The organism is Streptomyces altiplanensis (genome assembly GCF_053591575.1).
This window is the reverse complement of record NZ_JBSFUB010000007.1, coordinates 143,867-160,326: the sequence shown is the minus strand read 5'-3', so window position 1 is coordinate 160,326 and position 16,460 is coordinate 143,867. Positions and strand designations below refer to the sequence as shown.

Genomic DNA, 16,460 nt, shown 5'->3' with positions numbered 1-16,460 from the left:
GCTCGCGCAGCATCCCCAGTGTCCGGAGAAGCTCGGCGCGGCGGTCCTCGGTGATCACCACGACGGTGGTACGGCCGCCCGGGGCGCGGGGAGGCCGCGGTGGAGCTGCGCGGGGTGACCTTCGCGTACGGGCCGCACGCCGAGCCGGTGTTCCGGGGGCTCGATCTCGTCGTCCCGGCCGGCGGCCGTCTCACCGTCGTCGGGCCCAGCGGCATCGGCAAGTCCACCCTGACCGCCCTCGTCGCGGGGCTGCTGGAGCCCGGCCGCGGCGAAATCCTGGTCTGCGGAGAGCCGGTGCGCGGCGCCGCGCACCGGCGCGTCCTGGTGCCGCAGGAGGCGTACGTCTTCTCCGGCACCCTCCGTGACAACCTCACCTACCTGTGCCCGGGGGAGCCGCCGCCGGACCCGGCCGTGCTCGACTCGGCCCGCGCGGTCGGGGCGTACGCGCTGCTCGTGCGGCTGGGCGGCCTGGACGCCGCGGTGACACCGGGCGAACTGTCGGCGGGCGAGCGGCAGCTCGTCGCCCTCGCCCGCTCCCACCTGGCGCCCGTGCCCGTCGTCCTGCTCGACGAGGCGACCTGTCATCTCGACCCCGCCGCCGAGGCCCGCGCCGAACGCGCCTTCGCCGAGCGCGCCGGTACCACGTTGATCGTCGTGGCCCACCGGATCAGCTCGGCCCGGCGCGCGGACCGCGTGCTCGTGATGGACGGTACGCACGCGGTCTGCGGTACGCACGACGAGCTGATCCGGCGCTCCGCGCTCTACCGGGACCTGGTCGGGAGCTGGTCAGAGCCAGCCGGCGCCCTGCGAGATGCGAATGGCGTCCACGCGGTTGCGGGCCCCGGTCTTGCGGGTGATCGCGGCGATGTAGTTGCGCACGGTCCCGTTGGTCAGGTGCAGGCTGCGGGCGATCTCGGTGACGCCCGCCCCCTCGGCGGCGAGTGACAGCACACTCAGCTCGCGCGTGGTGAGCGGGCTGCGGGCGGCTTCCAGGAACCCGCAGGCGAGGGAGTCGTCGACGAAACGTTCGCCCGCCGCCACCCGGCGTATCCCTTCGAGGAGCCGCTCCGCCGGGGCGTTCTTGTTGACGTACCCCTGGGCCTCGGCCTCGTACGCGCGCCGCAGCAGGCCCGGTTTGCCGGCCGGGACGAGGACGAGCACCGCGCAGCCCGGGTACGCGCCGCAGACATCCGCCACCTCCACGGCGGCGATCAGGCCCGGCGATCCCGGCCCTTCCGCGTCGGCCACGCACACGTGCGGCGGTAACGACCGCGCGTTGCGTAACGCTCCGTCCGGCGTACTGGTGGATATCCCGATGTCGGGTTCCTTTTCGAGCAGCGCGGCCAGCCCCGACCGCATCAGACCGATGTCGTGCACGAGAAGAACACGGATGATGCGGCTCACTGCTTGTTCCCCCTGAGGTCCCACCGTGTAGCACTGCATGGACATGGCACGTCGCTCATTAGTACCCGTGACGGCCGATGTCAGAGGGGCAGGTTCAGGCCAACAGGGAGCGCGAGAGGGGTGTAGTGGGCGCACTTCGGGCGCGCGTGCGCCTGCTACCGACGGTAACGCTGGTCGGCCGGACCGTCCCGGCCGACTGGACCGGTCAGATCGATCAACTTGCACACCGTCTCGATGTCGATCCCCGCCTGATCGATCGAGGCCCGCCCCGAGAGCCACGTGATGAGCGTCGAGTACCAGGTGTGCTCGATGACCCTGACCGCCGCCAGCTGCTCCGGCGTCGGCGGCCCCGGCAGGTTCATCGCCTCCAGGACGATCGCCGTCGTCTGCCGCGAGACCGTGTCCACCTCCGGGCTGACGCTGCGGTCCGCGAAGGTCAGCGCCCGCACCATCGCGTCCGCCAGCTGAGGCTCCCGTTGCAGCGCGCGGAAGGCCCGCATCAGCGTCTCGGCGACCCGCTCGGCCGCGCTCTCCCCGGCCGGGGGCCGCTTGCGCAGGGTGCTGTGCAGGTGTTCGAGCTGGTCCTGCATGGTGGCGACCAGCAGATGGATCTTGGAGGGGAAGTAGCGGTACAGCGTGCCCAGTGCGACGCCCGACGACTCGGCGACCTCGCGCATCTGCACCGCGTCGAAGCCGCCCCGGCCGGCCAGCTGCGCGCTGGCGTGCAGGATGCGGCGGCGACGTGCCTCCTGACGCGCCGTCAGGGGTGGCGGCGCCGACTTGACTTCCACGGTCATGCGTCCCATTCCATGGCTTCTGTGCGTACTCCGGGCCTGAGGGAGCGGGCCCCCGGGTGGCACAGCATGGCAGGCGCCCGCCGTGGCGTGAATCACCTGACCCGACGCTTCCGGTTGCGCTACCTGCCGGTAGATTCAGAGCTCGTCGAGCGAGCGATACTGAAACTTGTTCTAGGTTAGCGCCAGCGGCTACGCTCCGGTGAAAGAGCAGTGAGAAGGGGGCCGGGAGTGACCGCTGAGGCCATGGAGGCGAGCCCCCACGCGGGGGACCCCGGCAAGGGCGAGCGCCCGCTGCGCATCGCGCTCCTCACCTACAAGGGCAACCCCTTCTGCGGAGGCCAGGGCGTCTACGTACGCCACCTCTCGCGCGAGCTCGCCCGGCTCGGCCACAGCGTCGAAGTCCTCGGCTCCCAGCCCTACCCCGTACTCGACGAGGGCGTACCGCTCACCGAGCTGCCCAGCCTCGACCTGTACCGCAGCCCCGACCCCTTCCGCACCCCCGGGCGCGGCGAGTACCGCGACTGGATCGACGCCCTCGAAGTGGCGACGATGTGGACCGGCGGCTTCCCCGAGCCCCTCACCTTCTCGCTCCGCGCCAGGCGCCACCTGACGGCCCGCCGCGGCGACTTCGACGTCGTCCACGACAACCAGACGCTCGGCTACGGCCTGCTCGGCGACCTCGGCGCGCCCCTGGTCACCACCGTCCACCACCCCATCACCGTCGACCGCCGGCTCGACCTCGCCGCCGCGACGAGCCGCCGCAAGCGCGCCTCCGTGCGCCGCTGGTACGGCTTCACGCGCATGCAGAAGCGCGTCGCCCGCCGGCTGCCCTCCGTGCTCACCGTCTCCGGCTCCTCGCAGCAGGAGATCGTCGAGCACCTCGGGGTGCGCCCCGACCGCGTCCGCGTCGTGCACATCGGCGCGGACACCGGTCTCTGGTCGCCCGACCCGTCCGTCGCAGAGGTCCCGGGGCGGATCGTGACGACGTCCAGCGCGGACGTACCGCTCAAGGGCCTCGTCCACCTCGTCGAGGCGCTCGCCAAGCTCCGCACCGAGCAGCCCGACGCCCACCTCGTCGTCGTCGGCAAGCGCGCCGAGGACGGCCCGGTCGCCCAGGCCATCGAGCGGTACGGGCTCCGGGGCGCCGTCGAGTTCGTCAAGGGCATCAGCGACCGCGAGCTGGTCGACCTGGTCCGCAGCGCGCAGATCTCCTGCGTCCCCTCCCTCTACGAGGGCTTCTCGCTCCCCGCCGCCGAGGCCATGGCCACCTCCACCCCGCTCGTCGCCACCACCGGCGGCGCGATCCCCGAGGTCGCGGGCCCCGACGGCGAGACCTGCCTGGCCGTGCCGCCGGGCGACGCCGGCGCGCTGGCCGCCGCCCTCGGCCGGCTGCTGGACGACGCCGAGCTGCGCCGGCGCCTCGGCGCGGCCGGGCGCGACCGGGTGCTGGACAAGTTCACCTGGGCCAGGGCCGCCCAGGGCACCGCCGAGCTCTACCGCGAACAGATCGCCGCGCACGGCGCGGTGCGCGGGGGAGTCCGGTGAGACCCCGCTGAAGCGGACTCCGCCGCCGCGGACTCCGCCCGCCCCCGCTCCCGCCCCCTGCCACCCCCGCCACGCGTGCCCGGTGACCCGGCGCCGCAACCACCCCCACCCGGAAGGGCAGACCCCGTGCTGACCGTGGACTTCTCCCGCTTCCCGCTCGCCGCGGGCGATCGCGTACTCGACCTGGGCTGCGGCGCGGGCCGGCACGCCTTCGAGTGCTACCGGCGCGGCGCCCAGGTGGTGGCCCTCGACCAGAACGGCGAGGAGATCCGCGAGGTCGCCAAGTGGTTCGCCGCCATGAAGGAGGCCGGTGAGGCCCCGGCGGGCGCCACCGCCACCGCCATGGAGGGCGACGCGCTCAACCTGCCCTTCCCCGACGCCTCCTTCGACGTCGTGATCATCTCCGAGGTCATGGAGCACATCCCCGACGACAAGGGGGTGCTGGCCGAGATGGTCCGCGTACTGAAGCCGGGCGGCCGCATCGCCGTCACCGTGCCGCGCTACGGGCCCGAGAAGGTCTGCTGGGCGCTGAGCGACGCGTACCACGAGGTCGAGGGCGGCCACATCCGCATCTACAAGGCCGACGAACTGCTCGGCAAGATGCGCGAGGCGGGCCTGAAGCCGTACGGCACGCACCACGCGCACGCGCTGCACTCGCCCTACTGGTGGCTGAAGTGCGCGTTCGGAGTGGGCAGGGACGGCAAGGACGCAGCGCTGCCGGTCCGGGCGTACCACAAGCTGCTGGTCTGGGACATCATGAAGAAGCCCGCGGCGACGCGGATCGCCGAGCAGCTCCTCAACCCGGTGGTCGGCAAGAGCTTCGTGGCGTACGCGACCAAGCCGCACCTGCCGGCCCCGTCGGTGGCGGCCGCCAAGTGACCACTTCAGGACGTACGGAACACCTGGTCCTCCCCGGTGTGCTCACCGCCGACGAGGCCGCCGAGACCGTGGCGGGCATCCTCGCCGTACAGCGCGAGGACGGCGCCATCCCGTGGTTCCGCGGCCACCACCTCGACCCGTGGGACCACACCGAGGCCGCCATGGCGCTCGATGCGGCCGGCGAGCACGACGCCGCCGCCCGCGCCTACGCGTGGCTGGCGAGGCACCAGAACGCGGACGGCTCCTGGTACGCGGCGTACGACGACGGGGACGCGGAGCGGGTCACCGACCGGGGCCGCGAGAGCAACTTCTGCGCGTACATCGCCGTCGGCGTCTGGCACCACTACCTGGCCACCGGCGACGACGCGTTCATCGACCGCATGTGGCCGACCGTCTACGCGGCGACCGAATTCGTCCTCGGGCTCCAGCAGCCCGGCGGCCAGATCGGCTGGAAGCGCGAGGACGACGGCACGCCCGTGGGCGACGCGCTGCTGACCGGCAGTTCCTCCATCCACCAGGCGCTGCGCTGCGCGCTCGCCATCGCCGAGCAGCGGGAGGAGCCGCAGCCCGACTGGGAGCTGGCGGTCGGCGCGCTGCGGCACGCCATCCAGCGCCACCCGGAGCGGTTCCTCGACAAGAGCCGCTACTCGATGGACTGGTACTACCCGATCCTCACGAGCGCGGTGACCGGACCGGAGGCCAAGGCCCGCATCGAGGCGGACTGGGACCGGTTCGTCGTCCCGGGACAGGGCGTGCGCTGCATACTCCCCAATCCCTGGGTGACCGGCGGCGAGAGCTGCGAACTCGCCCTGGCGCTGTGGGTGATGGGCGAGTCGGACCGGGCGCTGGAGATCCTCCAGTCGATCCAGCACCTGCGGGCGCCGGGCGGCATGTACTGGACGGGATACGTCTTCGACGACGACGCCGTGTGGCCGCGGGAGCAGACGACGTGGACGGCGGGGTCGCTGCTGCTCGCGGTGGCCGCCCTGGGGGGAGACGAGGCGACCACCGCGGTCTTCAGCGGCGAACGGCTGCCGTTCGGCCTGGACCCGGACTGCTGCTGACGCGCTGGACCTCGCCGCCTCAGTGGCGGCGCAGGACGTTGGCCAGCGCGTGTCCGGCGAAGAGGTACACGAGCGCGGCGAGACCGTAACCGGCGACGACGCGCGCCCACGCCTCGTCGAAGGTGAACAGGTCGTGCGACCAGCCGGCCAGCCACCGGGCGGCGTCCTGGACGAAGTTCACCAAGTCGTTCGCGCGGTTGGCGTCCAGCAGGTACATCAGGATCCACAGGCCGAGAATGAAGGCCATGATGTCGGCGATGACGACGACGATCGTCGCCGCCCGGCTGCTTCCACTGCGTTGGCGGGGGGACATGCCCGTCGTGTTGCCGCTTTACGCCCGCCGAAACCCGGGAGACCGCACAAACGGGCCCCACTAGAGTGCCTGTATGACCGACCTCGGATATGCACGTCATTGCGATGAAGTCGTCCGCCAGACCGACCTGTTGAGAGCCGTGCTGGTGGAAGCCGACCTGACGGCGAAGGTGCCGACCTGTCCCGAATGGACTCTGGGCCACCTCGCACGCCACGTCGGCGGCGCGCACCGCTGGGTCGAGGCGATCGTACGGACGAGGGCTTCCGAGGCCGTCCCCGAGGAGCAGGTGCCCGACTTCGCGGGCCCCGGGGACGCCGAACCGGCGGCCCTGGACGCATGGCTGGAAGAGGGCGCGCGGAAGGCCGTCGACGCGCTGCGCACCGCCGGGCCGGACGCCGAGGTGTGGTCCTGGAACGGGGACAACAGCACGGCCTTCTGGGCGCGCCGCATGGCTCACGAGACGGTGGTCCACCGCGCGGACGCGGCGATCGCCGCCGGGATCGTCTTCGAGGTGGATCCCGACGTGGCCTCGGACACCATCGACGAATGGCTGGAGATCGTCGCCTGGATGCAGTCCACCGGCACCGACGAGCAGGTGAAGGAACTGCGGCGCGGCGGGGGCCGCTCCCTCCATCTCCACGCGACGGACGTGCCCGGCGCGGAGTGGCTGATCGAGTTCGGCGAGGACGGCTTCACCTGGCGCCGCGGCCACGAGAAGGCCACGGTCGCCCTGCGCGGCCCGCTCACCGACGTGCTCCAGGTCTTCTACCGCCGGCTGCCCGCCGACAGCGACCGGGTGGAGGTGCTGGGCGAGGCGCAGCTGCTGGACTTCTGGCTGGAGCGCTCCTCCTTCGGCTGAGCGCCGGGGCGAGGAGCACTCGGCGCAGGCCGCGCCGCCGCTGTCGACAACGGCCCCCCGCCCGGAAGGGGCGGGGGGCCGTTGCGCTGGGGCGGGGCGTGTGTGTGGCGTCAGCCGCGCTGGATGCCGGTGGTGTCCTGGAGGACACCGCGGCGGCCGTCCTGCGTCTGGGCGACCAGACCGGGACCGCGCTGCTCCACCGCCAGGTACCAGGTGCCGGGCGCGAGTTCGGCGATCGGCGTCGGCGAACCGTCCTCGGCGTACAGCGGACGGGCGACCGGCACCGCGAACCAGAACGGCGCGAAGTCGGAGGCCGGCGCGCCGCCCTGCTGCTGCGCCTGCGGGGCCGGGGTCTGCTGCGCCTGCGGCTGGCCGCCCTGCTGGGCCGACTGGCCCTGCTGCTGCGGCTGGCCGCCGTACGACTGCTGCTGACCGGGGCCGGGCTGGCCCTGCTGGCCCGGCTGGCCGCCGTAGGGCTGCTGCTGGGCGCCGGGGTAGCCGTAGCCGCCGGGGCCCGGCTGACCGGGCTGGCCGCCGTACGGCTGCGCGACCTGCGGCTTCGGGGCACCCATGAGCGGGGCCTTGAGGGCCGGGACGAGCGGGGCCGCGACGGCGGCGGCGGCGAGCACGAGGGTGGCCAGCAGACCGAGGATCATGCCGGCGCCCGCGTCACCGGGCATGTCGATGAGCGTCCAGAAGGCCGTCCACAGCGCGAAGACGGCGAAGGCCACCCCGAACTGCCCGAGGTCCAGACCGGCGACCTTGCGCCCCGGCATGGCGCGGCTGAGGATGATCAGCGCCGCGGCGATGACACCGGCGAGGAACATGCTCATCAGCAGGCCCAGCGAGTCCCACGCACTGGGCGACGAGGACGAGCTGGGGCAGAACTCGCCACTGCATTCGGGCACGGAGACAAGGCTGAGGAACGAGGCGATGAACAGCACCACCGCTGCTCCGATCACCACGCCGTCGCCTCGAGTGAGGGAGCGGATGTTCACTTTGAAGGTCCTTAGTGGGTCGACTCGTCGGGGCGGCACAGTGCGAAGCTCGGGGGAAGCTCCCCATCGTACGGATGAATGTATCGTCCCCCCGGCAGGGTCGGCCGCCGGGTATCGGACCTACCCCTTGAGGTAGCTGCCGATGCCGTCGGAGATTCCCCGCGCCGCCTTCTGACGCCAGCCGCCGCTCGACAGCAGGGCCGCGTCCTTCGGGTCACGCATATTGCCGCATTCGACGAACACTTTCGGCACAGTCGTCAGATTGAGACCACCGAGGTCCTCGCGCACGTCCAACGCCGTGCCGTCGCCCACGTAATTGGAGGGCGCCATGCCGGTCGCCTGGACGAACTTCCCCGCGATGCGCGTGCCGAGTTCGCGCGAGGGGCCGACGATCTTCGCGGTGTCCGCGGCGCCGGCCTTCACCGAGGCGGGCAGGATCACGTGGAAGCCGCGGTTGCCGACCGCCGAGCCGTCGGCGTGGACGGAGACGACGGCGTCGGCCTTCGCCTCGTTGCCGATACGGGCGCGCTCGTCGACACAGGGGCCGTACGGACGGTCGTCGTTCTGCACCAGCGTGACCGTCGCGCCCTGCTCTTCCAGGAGAGCGCGCAGGCGACGCGAGACGTCGAGGGTGAACGCGGCCTCGGTGTAACCCTCGTTGGTGGACGTGCCGGTGGTGTCGCACTCCTTGCGGTGCGTTCCGACGTCGACGGTCTTGTTGATTTCTTTCGTATGGCGGAAGTTGCCGGGGTTGTGGCCGGGGTCGATCACCACGACCTTTCCGGTGAGCGGCCCGGCCCGGTCCGGCTTGTCGTCCTTCGGTCCGGACGGCGTGGAGGTCGGGGCGGTCGTAGGCGTGGGCGCCGGCTTCGAGGCGGTCGCCGTCGCGGACCGGCTCTTGTCGGGCAGCGGCATCACCGTCGGCCCGCTGTCGCCGGGGCCGCTCATCGCCTGCCACGCGAACCAGCCCGCCAGGGCGGCCGGCGCGAGCACGGCGACCGCGACGGCGAGGGTCCTGGGGCCGAAGCGGCGAGGAGGAGTGGGGGAAGGAGGCGAAGTGGGGGGCTGGCTGTCGTACGACACGCGGCGATGCTATCCGGGCCGGTCAGATCCCCGAGGAGGTACGACGCAGGACGCGCAGCGAGTCGGTCACGGAGATCTCGGTGAAGGCACCGGACGCGAGGGCGCGCTGATGCACGCGGTACGGGGCCTGGCCGCCGTCCGCCGGGTCCGGGAAGACGTCGTGGATGACGAGCAGCCCGCCGGCCGCGATGTGGGGGGCCCAGCCCTCGTAGTCGCCGTTCGCGTGCTCGTCGGTGTGTCCGCCGTCGATGAAGACGAGGCCGACCTCGCCGCCCCATACGGCCGCGACCTGCGGCGAACGCCCGACGATCGCCACCACGTGGTCTTCGAGGCCCGCCTGGTGGAGGGTCCGGCGGAAGGTGGGCAGGGTGTCCATCAGGCCGACCTCCGGATCCACGACCGTCGGATCGTGGTACTCCCAGCCCGGCTGCTGCTCCTCGCTGCCCCGGTGGTGGTCGACGGTCACGGCGACCGTGCCGGCCTCGCGGGCGGCGTCGGCGAGGAGGATCGTGGAGCGTCCGCAGTACGTGCCGACCTCCAGCAGCGGCAGTCCGAGCGCGGCGGCCTCGGTGGCGGCGGCGTACAGGGCGAGCCCCTCGCGTACCGGCATGAAGCCCTTGGCGGCGGCGAAGGCGGCGAGCGTCTCCGGCTTGGGAGCGGCGGCGGCCATGGGGTTCTCCTACTGGTCGGTACGTACGGGCCGCCCATTATCGCTTCACGTCGCTCCCGGGCCGTTGCACCGCCCTGCCTCCGGGCCGCGGACAGCCAGTTGCGTGATTCACATCACCGGAGTGTGGTGATGTGATTACGCTCGGCTACGTACCGAACCGCACGCCGCACGGCGTCAGCTTGGGGGGACCGTCCCATGGTCAACATCCGCGATCTCGACCCCGGCGCTTCGGCGCTGGACTACTAGGGATCGGAACTGCGCCGCCTGCGGGAGGAGGCCGGTCTGAACCAGGGGGAGCTGGGAGGCTGCGTCTTCTGCACGGGCTCGCTGGTCGGGCAGATCGAGACGGCGAGGAAGGTGCCGACCCGCGACTTCTCGGAGCGCGTGGACGCGGCGCTGGGGACGGGCGGGGTGTTCTCGCGACTGGTGGGGCTGGTGCTGCGGAGTCAGCTGCCGACGTGGTTCCAGGCGTACGCGGAGATGGAGGCGAAGGCGGCGTACATCTCGTCGTTCCAGGCCCAGCTGGTTGATGGGCTGCTCCAGACGCAGGAGTACGCGCGGGCCGTGCTGGGAGTGCGTACCGATGGCGATCTCGATGCGAAGGTCGCAGCTCGTATGGAACGGCAACGCATTCTGGAACGGGAGCAGCCGCCCTTGATCTGGGTGGTGCTGAGCGAGGCGGTACTGCACCAGGAGATCGGCGGGCGGCAGGTCATGCGAAACGAACTGGTTCGTCTGCTGGAGGTGCAGAAGCAGGAGTGGGTGAAGGTGCAGATCCTGCCCTTCGTGGTTGGTGAGCATGCGGGACTGATGGGCTCGTTCAATCTTCTACGGTTTGAGGACGACCCGGACATCGTCTACACCGAGGACTTCGTCCAGGGTCATATGACGGCCAATCCACAAGCCCTCAGGGAGGGTTCGCTCCGTTACGATCATTTGCAGGCCGCCGCGCTCTCTGTGGAGGATTCGGCAGCGCTGATCGCCCGCGTAATGGAGGAGCGTTATGGGAACGAACCAGAACCTGACGGGCGCACGGTGGCGTAAGTCGTCGTACAGCGGTGACACCGGCGGCCAGTGCGTCGAGTGCGCCCCCCTCGGCGTCACAGCTTGGCGTAAGTCGTCGTACAGCGGTGACACGGGCGGGGACTGCGTCGAGATCGCCGCCCAGCCCTGCCGCATCGCAGTCCGCGACTCCAAGAACCCCGGAGGGCCCGCCTTCACCGTCGCGTCCTCCGCCTTCGCGGCCTTCGTGGCGGCGGCGGTCGACGGCGCGGTCTAGACCGCGGGGCGGGGCCGGCGGACGGTGCGGTCCCGCCCGGTGAGTCAGGGCATGGTGCCCGGGTTGCGGGATGTGGCGAGGGGGCGAAAGGTGGTTCTTATAACGCCTGTACACCGTTGAGGTAGGGATCTCCGGTGACCCTGGGCCGCCGGGACCACGTCCGCAAGGGCAAGGCGACACATCACAAGTGCATCTGGAACCAACATGGCCAGAACCGCCCGACAGCGAATCTCCCGCATTGTTGGCGCGTCCTGCTTGACTGCCGCGCTCGCGTTGCCGGTGGGCATGGGCACTGCTGTGGCAGCGCCTGATGCCCTCACTCACGTTACGGCGATGGCAGGGCCTCCCGACCCCCCGGACCCACCACCGGATCAGCAGGAACAGCAGGACCCGGACCAGCAGGAGCCGAACCAGCAGGACCCGGATCAGCAGGAACAGCAGGACCCGGATCAGCAGGAGCCGAACCAGCAGGAACAGCAGGAGCCGAACCAGCAGGAGCCGAACCAGCAGGACCCGGATCAGCAGGAGCCGAACCAGCAGGAACAGCAGGACCCGGACCAGCAGGAACCGAACCAGCAGGAACAGAACCAGCAGGAACAGAACCAGCAGCAACAGAAACAGTTCATGAATCCGCAGGATCAGAAGAAAGTGCAGGAACAGGCAGAGAAGGCGCCGGAGCAGGTAAAGGCGCAGTTGAACCAGGTGCTGACCGACACGCTGAAGCTGATCAATAGCGATGCAACGTCGCCTCAGGAAAAGCAGGATTACAAATCTATCGTGGACCAGATCAGCGTAACGCTGAACAAGCTCGACGACCCAGCCATCTCGGCGCCGGACAAGGCCACGTACGCGAAGAGCGTGGCGGGGATGGCCGCAGGGTTGAAGTTGGCCCAGGACACGAGTAGGCCGGCGAATGAACGAAAGGAATACAGGGACACCGCGCTGAACATCGCATTTGCCGCGTACGTTGTGGGGGATCCCGCGAACGAGCAGACCAAGGAGGAATACAGGGCGGCCGCGGAATCTCTCAGTGATGCTCTGGTGGCACTTGCGAATCCGAAGCCGGAGGAGAAGCCGAAGCCGGAGGAGAAGCCGAAGCCAGGGGAGAAGCCGAAGCCGGAGGAGAAGCCGAAGCCGGAGGAGAAGCCGAAGCCGGAGGAGGAAAAGAAGGTCGAGACCGGCGTGAAGAATAGCGCCAAGGCGATGAAGGCAAACGGGGACCCGAAGACAAAGCCGAAGGATCCGCAGGATCAACAGAAGATCCAGCAGGTCGTGGCGAAGAACAGCAAGGCGCTGGCGACAGTCCTGGATCCGGATGCGGCGGAGGGTCAGCGGAACGACGCGCAGGCAACGGTGGACCAGCTGGACGGCGCTCTCCAGAACCCCCAGTTCCTGGAACTCATGGAAGAAGTCAAGCGTCTCGGGGCACCCTCGACTTGTGTCCAGGCAATAGAGAACCGCACGAGTGAGGTCGGTTGGCCGGAAGGTTCTCTCTGGGGCCTTTCTGATCCGTCGTGTTCCGGTACGGTGGCTGCGGGTGCCAATGAAGGCGGCAAGTGGAGTGCGCTGTTCGAATGCGTGCAACAGAAGCCGTTCTCCACGTGCGTGGTTCACGTGCCCAAGGACTGAAAGGGAACGTCACAACAAAGCCCCCCCGCGACGACTCTGCGGGGGGCTTACGCATTCGTGTAGTGCATCAGAGTCGGCCGCTCATGCTCAGCAAGGGAGGGGTATTCTGTAACCGCAATCACGGTTGCAGAATACTTTCCCCAATCTAGAGGATGATTCCTAGCGAATTTCTCCTCTGACGGAAGCGTTGTTGTTGTACGTGTTCACGAGGTTCCTGGCCGAGTAAGACTTAACGGTGTCGTACGGGCCGGCGTAGTATGAGTTGCAGTAAACTCTGTAGCAGTAACTCGAGTCATTTTGGGCGGATGCGGCATTGTTCTTCACCGGCTCGCCCTCTCCCGCAGCCCACGTGCGAAGGTTTCCCCTGCGGGATTAGGGTGATCGGTGTCTGTCGTCCACCGGGCGCCGGCCTGGTTGGAGTTGCAGTACAGGCAGAAATAGCCGGTCTGGCACGCATATGCGCTCGCCGGGGTTGCCATTCCAAGTGTCATACCGGCGCGGCAGCCAAGAGTGCTACGGCGCGCTTCATGCGCATCGTGCATTCCCCTGTGTCGTGGTGTTTTCACTGGCATCAAATCCTGAACCAGGAAGGGGAGTTGTGATTTCGCTTCCCCAATGGCCGGATGTGTCCATGCCAACTATAGGTGACGGTGATAGGTATTCAATAGCGTTCATCGGGAGCAGAGTTGGAGTGAAGCGAGCCTGAGGTGCGGTTTCACTCGGTCCCCGGCAGCAATACGGCCTCGGGGTGCGTGTCTGGCTGGCCGAGGCGGGGCGGCCTCCGAGGCTTGCCGCGTGCGCCGGGTACCACGGTGAGGGCTGCCGCGGGCAGCGGGTGTGCCACTCGGGACAGTGGTGCGGCGAGCGCGCACCTGACCTTCCGTCGGATTGAAACGTGTTCTAGCTATGCCGCGCATGGGTATCGGAATCACGCAAGAGCATCGCGACCTGGCGGACTCCGTACGCCGCTGGCTCGCGCGGGCCGTGCCGCCCGAGGCCGTGCGGAAGCTGCTCGACGGGACAGAAGAAGGCCGTCGGCCCGCGTGCTGGGACAGCGCCGCAGCGCAGGGCCTGCATGGGATTCATCTGCCCGAGGAGTACGGCGGCGGGGGAGGGACGCTGCTCGACCTCGCCGTCGTACTGGAGGGGGCCGGGCGCGCCGCGCTCCCGGGGCCGTACCTGCCGAGCGTGCTCGCCTCCGAGGTGCTGCGGCGGGGCGGTCAGGGGCGGTTCGTCGCCGCGTTGGCGGCGGGCGAGCGCATCGGGGCCGTCGCGCTCGGTGCGGGGACGCTCATCGCCACGCCGGTCGACGGTGGCTACCGGCTCGACGGGGCCGCGCTGCCCGTCCTGGGCGGTGCGCAGGCGGATGTATTCGTACTGGCCGCCGGGGGCGCGTGGTTCGCGGTGGACGCAGGGGAACTGGTGGCCCGTACGCACGAGAGCGCCGATCCGCCCCGCCCCACTGCCGAGGTCACCGCGCACGGTGTCGTCGTCCCCGCCGATCGCCTGCTCTCCCTCGATGACGCGGGTGACACCATCCGCGATCTCGCGGCCGTGCTGTACGCCGCCGAGGCGTGCGGGACCGCCGGCTGGGCGCTGCACACCGCCGTCGAACACGCCAAGGTGCGCGAGCAGTTCGGGCGGCCCATCGGGCAGTTCCAGGCGGTCAAGCACCTCTGCGCGGACATGCTCGTACGCCTCGAACAAGCCAGGGCCCTCACCTGGGACGCGGCCCGTGCCGTGGACACTGAGGCCGGGGCGCTGGTCGCCGCGCTCGCGGCAGCCACCGCCCTCGACGCCGCGTACTCCTGCGCCAAGGACTGCATCCAGATTCTCGGCGGCATCGGCTTCACCTGGGAGCACGACGCCCACCTCTACCTGCGCCGGGCACTCGTCGCGCGGCAACTGCTCGGGCCGGGCGACGCGCACCGGCTGCGCGCCGCGCGTCTCGCTGCGGCCGGGGCGCGGCGCGAGCTACGGCTGGAGCTGCCTACGGAAGCGGGCGCGTACAGGGAGCAGGCGCGCGAGGCGATCGCGGGCGCGCGCGGCCTCGACCCGGGCGCCGCTTGTCGCGCCCTCGCGGCCACGGGGTACGCCGCCCCCGCACCTGCCGCCGCCGTACGGACTGGGGGTGGGGCCCGTACAGCAACTCGCCGTACAGCATGAGATGCGGGAGGCGGGGATAAAGGTGAGCGACCTCGGGATCGCGACCTGGGTTGTGCCCTCGCTGATCGCATACGGGACACCGGAGCAGCAGGAGCAGTACGTGGGGCCGACGTTGCGCGGGGAGGTGCTGTGGTGTCAGTTGTTCTCGGAGCCGGGGGCAGGGTCGGATCTCGCGTCGCTGCGGACGCGGGCGGAGAAGACGGACGAAGGCTGACACGTCAACGGGCAGAAGGTATGGACGAGCGCGGCGCAGTGGGCGGACTACGGCATCCTGCTCGCCCGTACGGACCCGGACGCGCCGAAGCGCAAGGGGATCACCTACTTCCTCGTCGACATGAAGGCGGCCGAGGGCATCGACATCCGGCCGCTGAAGGAGATCACTGGTGATTCGCTCTTCAACGAGGTCTACTTCGACGACGTGCTGCTGCCGGACGACGCGGTGGTCGGGGAGGTGAACGAGGGCTGGCAGGTCGCCCGTAACACCGTCGGTAACGAACGGGTTCACATGGCCGACCAAGTCGCCTTCGACACCGGGCTTGAGGCGCTGATCGAGGGTTCCGACGGGCTGGATGACACATACCAGCACACCTCAAGGCACCCGGATTCCTCATCACTGGAGCCGGCTCGCTCGGAGGCGATGCGGTCGAAGTCGAACCGGTTGGCCGAGCGGCGCCGGCTGCGCAAACTTGCCGACGGGAAGTCCACCACCACGCTATGAGGGTGCATCCCCGCTCACGGCCACGGCTTGCGGCGCAGGCCCTAACACCCCGACTCTCAAAGGAAGTTGGTAGTTCATGTCAAAGAAAGCCAGCCGGTGCCGGGGGGCTGAGAGGGTTGTGTGCCGTCCAGTCTGCAGCTGTCGACGGCCACCTTGGCCTTCCTCGGCGACCTGCTGCCCGGCCATGTGAAAAAGATCCGCTCGCGGTGGCGGAAGCTGCCGCCCGGGCAGATCGCCACGATCGTCCTCGCTGTCCTGCGTCATGACCAGCGGCTTGCCGACATGGCGGGCCGCAACCGTATCTTCCCTGTCACGGCGCGCCGTCGGGTGCTGAAGGTGATTCACACGTGCTCGCCGCCCGGGCCCCGCGGCTGGAGCGCGCACTGAAGAGAGCCACCCGACAGGGCGGCCACGTCGTCCTGGTCGCCGGCACGCTGATCCGCACCCGGCGCCGCACCGGAAGAGACAACCGGCGCAACTACAGCGGCAAGCGCAAGGCCCACGGCTTGCTCTTCCTCGCGCTCATAGACGACTAGGGCCGACTGCTGTGGATCTCCGCGGCCCGTCCGGGACGCTCCTCGGAGATCACTACCGCCCGCTACAACAAGCTCGTCGAGCAACTGTGGGCCCACTGCGGGGCCTGCCATCACCGGCAATAGTGTCGGAGTTGCACGATGCGGCGAGGGGGCTAACAGTGGGAGGAGTGACCTTTAAGCGCCGTTGAGTAATGGATCTCCGGTGGCCTTGGACCGCCTCAAGGGCTGAGTCCGCAAGGGAAAGCACCCCCATCACATCCCGCTTGGAGTCATCATGCCCAAAACCGCACGGCGACGAATCTCCTGCATTGTTGGGGCCTCCTGCTTGAGCTCCGCGCTCGCACTGTCGACAGGGCTGGCTACTGCTGTGGCGGCGCCTGATGCCCTCGCTCCAGCTAAGGCAGCACCTGCTCAACCCACACCCCCGCCGCCGGAACCGGAAGAGCCGCCTCCGCCTCCGCCTCCGCCGGCACAGACGGAAGAGCCGCCTCCGCCTCCGCCGGCACAGACGGAAGAGCCG

General features: G+C 69.8%; 16 protein-coding genes and 2 pseudogenes. 11 read left to right on the top strand and 7 right to left on the bottom strand.

Translation table 11 applies throughout. The annotated features are described in order from the left end of the window. Window positions 1-99 precede the first annotated feature (99 nt). Window positions 100-567, top strand: a pseudogene (locus tag ACWD0Y_RS05530) (ATP-binding cassette domain-containing protein); the annotation flags it as partial. Window positions 568-786: 219 nt separating this feature from the next. Here ACWD0Y_RS05530 and ACWD0Y_RS05525 read toward each other — a convergent pair. Together ACWD0Y_RS05525 and ACWD0Y_RS05520 are read right to left on the bottom strand one after the other, a co-directional pair. Further along, window positions 787-1,395, bottom strand: coding sequence for a response regulator transcription factor (locus ACWD0Y_RS05525; protein ID WP_450259168.1), 609 nt, complete (start codon window positions 1,393-1,395; stop codon window positions 787-789). 164 nt (window positions 1,396-1,559) lie between these two features. Further along, window positions 1,560-2,201 carry a TetR family transcriptional regulator gene (locus tag ACWD0Y_RS05520; RefSeq protein WP_450259160.1) on the bottom strand — a complete coding sequence of 214 codons (642 nt, stop codon included), beginning with the start codon at window positions 2,199-2,201 and terminating at the stop codon, window positions 1,560-1,562. A 228-nt stretch (window positions 2,202-2,429) separates the two neighbouring features. On the opposite strand from ACWD0Y_RS05520, the gene ACWD0Y_RS05515 reads away from it, so the two are divergent. The 3 genes from ACWD0Y_RS05515 (at window position 2,430) to ACWD0Y_RS05505 (ending at window position 5,689) form a co-directional block, all read left to right on the top strand. Then, on the top strand, window positions 2,430-3,746 hold the full coding sequence (locus tag ACWD0Y_RS05515; RefSeq protein ID WP_450259159.1) for a glycosyltransferase family 4 protein: 1,317 nt from the start codon (window positions 2,430-2,432) through the stop codon (window positions 3,744-3,746). Between the two features lie 126 nt (window positions 3,747-3,872). Further along, entirely contained in the window at window positions 3,873-4,625 is a 753-nt protein-coding gene (locus tag ACWD0Y_RS05510; protein WP_450259158.1) for a class I SAM-dependent methyltransferase, read from the top strand. After that, window positions 4,622-5,689, top strand: coding sequence for a prenyltransferase (locus ACWD0Y_RS05505; RefSeq protein ID WP_450259157.1), 1,068 nt, complete (start codon window positions 4,622-4,624; stop codon window positions 5,687-5,689). The genes ACWD0Y_RS05510 and ACWD0Y_RS05505 overlap by 4 nt, the downstream gene beginning before the upstream one ends. Before the next feature lie 19 nt (window positions 5,690-5,708). Here the strand turns inward: ACWD0Y_RS05505 and ACWD0Y_RS05500 are convergent, their stop codons facing one another. Further along, on the bottom strand, window positions 5,709-6,002 hold the full coding sequence (locus ACWD0Y_RS05500; RefSeq protein ID WP_450259156.1) for a hypothetical protein: 294 nt from the start codon (window positions 6,000-6,002) through the stop codon (window positions 5,709-5,711). A 73-nt stretch (window positions 6,003-6,075) separates the two neighbouring features. Between ACWD0Y_RS05500 and ACWD0Y_RS05495 the strand changes: the two genes are divergently transcribed. Continuing rightward, on the top strand, window positions 6,076-6,861 hold the full coding sequence (locus tag ACWD0Y_RS05495; RefSeq protein ID WP_450259155.1) for a maleylpyruvate isomerase family mycothiol-dependent enzyme: 786 nt from the start codon (window positions 6,076-6,078) through the stop codon (window positions 6,859-6,861). Between the two features lie 110 nt (window positions 6,862-6,971). On the opposite strand, the gene ACWD0Y_RS05490 is transcribed toward ACWD0Y_RS05495, so the two are convergent. From ACWD0Y_RS05490 to ACWD0Y_RS05480, 3 genes are all read right to left on the bottom strand, one after another. Then, window positions 6,972-7,859 (bottom strand): DUF5336 domain-containing protein, encoded by an 888-nt coding sequence (locus ACWD0Y_RS05490; protein WP_450259154.1) that lies wholly within the window; start codon window positions 7,857-7,859, stop codon window positions 6,972-6,974. 120 nt (window positions 7,860-7,979) lie between these two features. Next, entirely contained in the window at window positions 7,980-8,942 is a 963-nt protein-coding gene (locus tag ACWD0Y_RS05485) for an N-acetylmuramoyl-L-alanine amidase (protein ID WP_450259153.1), read from the bottom strand. Window positions 8,943-8,964: 22 nt separating this feature from the next. Then, window positions 8,965-9,612 (bottom strand): class I SAM-dependent methyltransferase, encoded by a 648-nt coding sequence (locus tag ACWD0Y_RS05480; protein WP_450259152.1) that lies wholly within the window; start codon window positions 9,610-9,612, stop codon window positions 8,965-8,967. A 255-nt stretch (window positions 9,613-9,867) separates the two neighbouring features. Here ACWD0Y_RS05480 and ACWD0Y_RS05475 point away from each other — a divergent pair, with 255 nt between their 5' ends. The 3 genes from ACWD0Y_RS05475 (at window position 9,868) to ACWD0Y_RS05465 (ending at window position 12,520) form a co-directional block, all read left to right on the top strand. After that, window positions 9,868-10,656, top strand: a complete 789-nt coding sequence (locus ACWD0Y_RS05475; RefSeq protein ID WP_450259167.1) for a helix-turn-helix domain-containing protein — start codon at window positions 9,868-9,870, stop codon at window positions 10,654-10,656. Beyond that, entirely contained in the window at window positions 10,616-10,891 is a 276-nt protein-coding gene (locus ACWD0Y_RS05470) for a DUF397 domain-containing protein (protein ID WP_450259151.1), read from the top strand. The genes ACWD0Y_RS05475 and ACWD0Y_RS05470 overlap by 41 nt, the downstream gene beginning before the upstream one ends. A 204-nt stretch (window positions 10,892-11,095) precedes the next feature. Further along, complete coding sequence (locus ACWD0Y_RS05465) at window positions 11,096-12,520, top strand: hypothetical protein (protein ID WP_450259150.1); 1,425 nt, start codon at window positions 11,096-11,098, stop codon at window positions 12,518-12,520. A 320-nt stretch (window positions 12,521-12,840) separates the two neighbouring features. Here the strand turns inward: ACWD0Y_RS05465 and ACWD0Y_RS05460 are convergent, their stop codons facing one another. Continuing rightward, window positions 12,841-12,999: a peptidase inhibitor family I36 protein gene (locus tag ACWD0Y_RS05460; RefSeq protein WP_450259149.1), complete on the bottom strand. Its 159-nt coding sequence runs from the start codon at window positions 12,997-12,999 to the stop codon at window positions 12,841-12,843. Between the two features lie 436 nt (window positions 13,000-13,435). Between ACWD0Y_RS05460 and ACWD0Y_RS05455 the strand changes: the two are divergent. From ACWD0Y_RS05455 to ACWD0Y_RS05445, 3 genes and pseudogenes are all read left to right on the top strand, one after another. Then, window positions 13,436-15,263 (top strand): annotated as a pseudogene (locus ACWD0Y_RS05455) (acyl-CoA dehydrogenase); the annotation flags it as partial. Between the two features lie 261 nt (window positions 15,264-15,524). Continuing rightward, complete coding sequence (locus ACWD0Y_RS05450) at window positions 15,525-15,791, top strand: hypothetical protein (protein WP_450259148.1); 267 nt, start codon at window positions 15,525-15,527, stop codon at window positions 15,789-15,791. Continuing rightward, window positions 15,752-15,940: a hypothetical protein gene (locus ACWD0Y_RS05445; RefSeq protein WP_450259147.1), complete on the top strand. Its 189-nt coding sequence runs from the start codon at window positions 15,752-15,754 to the stop codon at window positions 15,938-15,940. Before ACWD0Y_RS05450 ends, ACWD0Y_RS05445 begins: the two co-directional genes overlap by 40 nt. Window positions 15,941-16,460: the final 520 nt, after the last annotated feature.

Bases quoted from the DNA above. Each gene is read 5' to 3' on its own strand.
- ACWD0Y_RS05520 (WP_450259160.1), bottom strand. From the start codon at position 2,201: ATGACCGTGGAAGTCAAGTCGGCGCCGCCACCCCTGACGGCGCGTCAG.
- ACWD0Y_RS05460 (WP_450259149.1), bottom strand. From the start codon at position 12,999: ATGGCAACCCCGGCGAGCGCATATGCGTGCCAGACCGGCTATTTCTGC.
- ACWD0Y_RS05495 (WP_450259155.1), top strand. From the start codon at position 6,076: ATGACCGACCTCGGATATGCACGTCATTGCGATGAAGTCGTCCGCCAG.
- ACWD0Y_RS05470 (WP_450259151.1), top strand. From the start codon at position 10,616: ATGGGAACGAACCAGAACCTGACGGGCGCACGGTGGCGTAAGTCGTCG.
- ACWD0Y_RS05480 (WP_450259152.1), bottom strand. From the start codon at position 9,612: ATGGCCGCCGCCGCTCCCAAGCCGGAGACGCTCGCCGCCTTCGCCGCC.
- ACWD0Y_RS05465 (WP_450259150.1), top strand. From the start codon at position 11,096: ATGGCCAGAACCGCCCGACAGCGAATCTCCCGCATTGTTGGCGCGTCC.
- ACWD0Y_RS05500 (WP_450259156.1), bottom strand. From the start codon at position 6,002: ATGTCCCCCCGCCAACGCAGTGGAAGCAGCCGGGCGGCGACGATCGTC.